The sequence below is a fragment of the Methylobacterium sp. V23 genome (assembly GCF_002917135.1).
Classification (GTDB): domain Bacteria; phylum Pseudomonadota; class Alphaproteobacteria; order Rhizobiales; family Beijerinckiaceae; genus Methylobacterium.
Window position 1 is genome coordinate 1 of record NZ_PDHT01000087.1, and the last position, 4,302, is coordinate 4,302.

Here is a 4,302-nt window from a genome sequence, read left to right on the forward strand (position 1 = left end):
GCAACCGCTCGGTGCTCAGCTACCTCACCAAGCCGCTCACCGACCAGATCGCCAAAGCTTGGCGCGAGAAGTGATAGTTGTCAAAAACTTCTCTCTATGTATTATTATCTATGCAAGTTGCGTCAGTCCGCTGTGATTGCGGTTTTCCTGTAGCTTGCCGAGCCGCCTATCCATGAAATCTATTTTAAGGCGTGGTTTTTACTATGAAGCTGCTGGCGTTATCAGCTGTTGTCCTATTGCTCAGCAGTCGAGCTTTCGCCTTCTGTCAAGGGGACGGATGTAAGAATGTATTGGTCCGAGAAATTAAACCCGCCGGGTGGTATATATTTAACAGCTCTGCTGATAGAGTTGCAGCCTTCTTTACGTGGGGCATGGAACCAAAAAAATGCTACACTAGCAGTCGAATTATAATCAATCCTGGGCAAACGAAGAGCTTTTTCAATGGTAAATTTTGTGAAATGACTAGAGCGAAGATCGAGAATTAGGGCGGCAAAAAATTTATTCCGAATACTTTGATGTCGTACTGAAAATATTACGTAGTAACACTGGCAGGTGGCAAGCTCAGGCAAGCGGTGGCCGCTCGTTTAAGCCTACGGGGCAGGGCACCGGATGAAAAACTTTTTGTCCCGTGCCTAAATAAGTGACTTTAATTATTAATTCTCGCCTCGGAGCGTCTGCGTATCAGGAACAGGACGCCGGACTGGATAGCCGACAAACAGCGACCACTGGAGGCAATCCGCTTCGCCAAGGCCGCACTAGAAGCGAAAGCAGTCGGTCCGCCCTCTCCCGAGGACAAGAGTGGACTGGGCGCCTCGGCGGGCATGCGCTGGCGGGGTCGGCTGCTGCGCCGGGAGGATGGTGGCCAGCCAGACCAGGCGCAGCGCAACTTTACCAACCTGGACAGTCGCGTCCTGCCCGCGCGACGGGTTCGTGCGGGGCTACAACGGTCCGATTGCAGTCGACGACGCGTATCAGGTGATCGTCGCACACCGCTTCGTGACCAACTCGGCTGACGACTGCTTCCTCGTGTCCCTAGTGGGCGGGGGGCCCGGCACATCTAGGAGAGCAGTCGCGGGAGATTTCGGGTGATGCTAGTTTTACCAACGAGGCGAACCTCGTTGCCCTTCAGAAGCGGGGCATCACTGGCTACCTGGCTCCGGGGCGAGCGCGGCATCGCGAGGAAGACCCGGCCGGCTGCCGGAACCTGATGATGATGCCGTTGATGAGCGCGAGGGTCACGCGGCTGAAGCGAGCTGGCTGCGGCAGCCGCTGTTGCTTCAGGGAGCAGGTGCTCGAGCCTGTCTTCCGGCGGATCAAGCAGGCCACAGGCTTCCGACAGTTCTTGCTCAGAGGCCTCGTTCAAACCCGGGCTGATAAGTGATGATGGTAGCCAGCAACTTCCTGCAGTCAGCAAAGTAAATGGGTTAATCTATAGTAATATATCCAAATAATTAGACCTCGATGCCAGTCTCTACAAGCAAGCATGTCATCCGGACGGGTTCCTAGTGCAAACGACGTCGCGACTAAGCACCAACGCGTCTGCGCGAGCTTCTGCCTTACTAATTGCTTTCCTTGTCCGGCTAATCCGTAATGTGCCTTAGGTGCGCACCGGCCGCCGACCTCACATCCGCGTCCCGAGACTTGACTACTTAAGGTTGCGTTGAGACGGTGTTAGGTTCAAGAGGGGCGATGACCTTACGCGCAGCAGCAAGGTATTACGGAGACCATCTCGCAAGGCATGCGCAGCTTCGGCTTCCTCCAAGCGCGCTACCCGCGGGCTGGTCAAGGTACCCTAAAACGTGTGGTCGCGGCTGCTGCCCCTGACCCAGATAGTCTCGCTCCTTGGCACTCATGCAGATCGCTACCTCCAGAATTCCCTGCACCTCGGCATGCCCGGCACATTAAAAAGAGGGCGCTGCTTCTAGCATGTTCAAGTTGAGGAGTCGTATCCTGACGTTATGTAGTGTCGATCTTTTCAGACGCAAAAAATATTTCATCAATACTGAGGATATTCCTCGGAAGGAGTTCATAGATTTATTTTGATAGCTTTCGATATTGTGTGCGCATGGATAGGTCCTCATCTCCTCTTCAGAAGAACATTTCGGCTTAGATTGGCCGCCGCAATGCATTAGTCGATTTAGATTATAGATAACTCTTACTGATATAATGAAAAGAATGTTTGATAATAGAGGTTTATTAAACCGACTTTTTAGCCGAAAGCTTGATAAGATACAAAATTCAAAATATATAATACTCGTCGTTGCATGAAGTTGATGTCCTTGGCGTCCGCCGCCATAGCTTGGCCATATTTAGCCGCAGACTGGCCAGAATAAAAGCAATAATAAAACAATATAATCTTATCTTGGGGAATATAAGTATGGTCGATCTATCAAATCGCGTTCTCAGCTTCAGCGACGAGTTCAACGGGCGGAGCAATCTCAACACAAACGCAGACAGCCCCACCTGGAACACCACCTTCCCAGGTGGTACGCGCAACCTGCCGCAGTTCTACGAGAAGCAGCTCTACCTCGACGATAACGGCACCACCCTCAGCTCCGGTGGCCACGCCGACGCCGATCCCTTCAAGATCCAGGATGGCGCCCTCACCATCACGGCCGCCCACACCACCGCGGCCGATGCCGACGTGATCAAGACGCCCTACACCTCGGGGCTGATCAACACCGGCTCCGGCGCCTATGACTTCCGCTACGGCTACGTCGAGATGCGCGCCGACATGCCCACGGGCGCCGGCCTGCTGCCCGCCTTCTACATGGTGCGCACCGACAACGTGAAGCTGGGCGAGATCGACATCGTCGAGTACCTGGCCGACCGGCCCGACTACCTGCACCAGACGGTGTGGTACTCCAAGGACGGCGTGAACACTTCGATCGACAAGACGGTGCGGGCCACGGTGGCTACGGACCAGTCGCAGGGCTACCATACCTACGGCGTCGACTGGCAGCCGGACTACACCACCTTCTACCTCGACGGTCAGGTCACCGGGCGCATGGTCACGCCCGAGTCGCTCAAAGCCCCGATGTACATCCTGGCCGACATGTCGGTCGGCTCCAGCTTTGGCAAGCCGGTAAACGCCGGCACCCCGTTTCCGGCTCCGTTCAAGATCGATTACATCCGCGTCTACCAGGATGCCTCGGACCTGGCTCCCGTCACCAAGACCGGGACCTCGGCCAACGACACCCTGTCGGGCGGCGATGGTGCGGACAAGCTCGACGGCGGGGCGGGCAACGACACGCTCACGGGCGCGGGCGGGCACGACAGCCTGAGCGGTGGGGCTGGCAACGACCGACTTGTAGGTGGCCAGAGTAACGACACGCTGGATGGTGGAGCGGGTGCGGACAAGCTCGAGGGCGGGCGCGGCGACGACACCTACGTCATCGATGACACCGGCAACACCATCGCGGAGTTTGCCAACGCGGGCACCGACACGGTGCGCACCAGCTTGGCCAGCTACGCGCTGGGCGGTAACCAAGAGAACCTCGTCTACGCAGGTTCGGGTAAGTTTTCTGGCGCTGGCAACATGTTGAACAACACGGTTGCGGGTGGGCCGGGCAACGACGGCCTGACGGGCGGCGCGGGCAACGATGTGCTCACCGGCGGGACGGGGGCTGACAAGCTCAGCGGCGGGTTGGGCAACGACGTGCTTTGGAGTGGGTCGGGCAGCGACACGCTGATGGGTGCAGAAGGTGCCGACACCTTCCTGTTCAAGCGTGGCGACAGCGGCAGTACCTTCATCGGCGACTTCCAAGTCAACGTCGACAAACTTGATGTGGGAGGGCTTGGCTTCTCCAGCTTCGCTCAGGTGCAGGCCCATGCGAGCACAAACGCGCAAGGCAACCTGGTGATCAAGGCTGATCACGAGACCATCACGTTGCAGCACGTGAAGCTGGCTCAACTCGACGGGAGTGATTTCGACTTCGATCCGAATGGATCGCTCTCTCCGCTACCTTCGACCCCCGCCCCAGCGCCGTCACCCACTCCAGCACCGTCTCCGTCGCCCTCTCCGACCCCGTCCAACACCGTCACCGGCACTGCTGGCCATGATGATCTTGTCGGCAACAGCAGCAACAACTGGATCCGTGGGCTTGCAGGCAACGACACCATCAACGGCGGCTCGGGCTCCGACAAACTCGAGGGCGGAGCCGGAAACGACGTCTATGTCGTCACAAGTGCCGGTGACACCATTGTCGAGAAGGCCAATGCGGGCACAGACACGGTGCGCACCAGCTTGGCCACCTACACGCTCAAGGGCAACGTCGAGAACCTGGTCTACACCGGCACAGA

The 4,302-nt window shown here is 57.2% G+C and carries 1 protein-coding gene and 1 pseudogene; both read left to right on the forward strand.

Annotated elements, in window-relative coordinates:
• Window positions 1-686: 686 nt before the first annotated feature.
• Window positions 687-1,381, forward strand: a pseudogene (locus tag CRT23_RS27220) (IS5/IS1182 family transposase); the annotation flags it as partial.
• 996 nt (window positions 1,382-2,377) lie between these two features.
• Window positions 2,378-4,302: family 16 glycosylhydrolase (locus CRT23_RS27225; RefSeq protein WP_146056558.1), on the forward strand; the 1,925-nt coding region annotated here is incomplete at its 3' end.